The organism is Mesorhizobium sp. M0340 (assembly GCF_040321535.1).
In the GTDB taxonomy this organism is placed as follows: domain Bacteria; phylum Pseudomonadota; class Alphaproteobacteria; order Rhizobiales; family Rhizobiaceae; genus Mesorhizobium.
In genome coordinates this window covers 1-883 of record NZ_JAMYRR010000075.1, presented here as the reverse complement: position 1 = coordinate 883, position 883 = coordinate 1, and the positions used below count along the sequence as shown (strand labels likewise).

Sequence of the window (883 nt, the reverse complement as noted above, 5' to 3'; positions counted from 1 at the left end):
ATCGCCAGCCGGTCGATCTTGGCGAAATCGAACGGCAGAGCGAGCGGCTTCGAGGCGCCACCGACGAAATCGACATAATGCGCCAGCGTGTGCGAGATCACTTCCGGCTGCTCATGGATTTCCTTTTCCATGAAATGGCGGCGGTTGCCTTTGTCGACCATGAAGCTCGTGCTGAGCGACTGTTGGCGTTTGCGGTCGACCTTGTTGCCGCCCATGTCGAAAATATCGACCTCGTTGCGGCGCACTACCGCCCAGTCGCCGTCTTCCAGATAGGTGATCGAATTGGTGAACGGGGCAAGCGCGATGGCGTCGGAGCCAAGGAACATCTGGCCGTCGCCATGACCGACGGCGAGCGGCGGGCCATTGCGCGCGCCGACGATCAAATCCTCGTCGCCCTTGAACATGATGGCGAGCGCAAAGGCGCCTTCCAGCCGCTTCAGCGCCTTATGCGCCGCCTCGACCGGCTTCAGCCCCCTGGCCAGTTCGCGCGCCACCAGGTGCGCGACGACTTCGGTATCGGTCTGTGAGGCGAAGCTGTAGCCGTCGCGCATCAGCTCGTCGCGCAATTCGGCGAAATTCTCGATGATGCCGTTATGGACGATGGCGACGCCGTCGGAAAAATGCGGATGCGCATTGCTCTCGTTCGGAACGCCATGCGTGGCCCAGCGCGTGTGGCCGATGCCGATCATGCCGTCGAGCGGTTCGTCCTTCAGCCGGCGCTCGAGATTGACCAGCTTGCCCTCGGCGCGGCGGCGATCAAGCCTGCCGTGCTCGATCGTGGCGACGCCGGCCGAATCATAGCCGCGATATTCGAGCCTTTTCAACGCATCGACGATAAGCGGCGCGACCGGCGAGTTACCGACAATTCCAACGATACCGCACA

1 pseudogene is annotated in these 883 nt (G+C 62.3%); it reads right to left on the bottom strand.

The window, feature by feature from the left end:
- Nucleotides 1-883: pseudogene (locus NKI79_RS33115) on the bottom strand (glutamine--fructose-6-phosphate transaminase (isomerizing)); the annotation flags it as partial.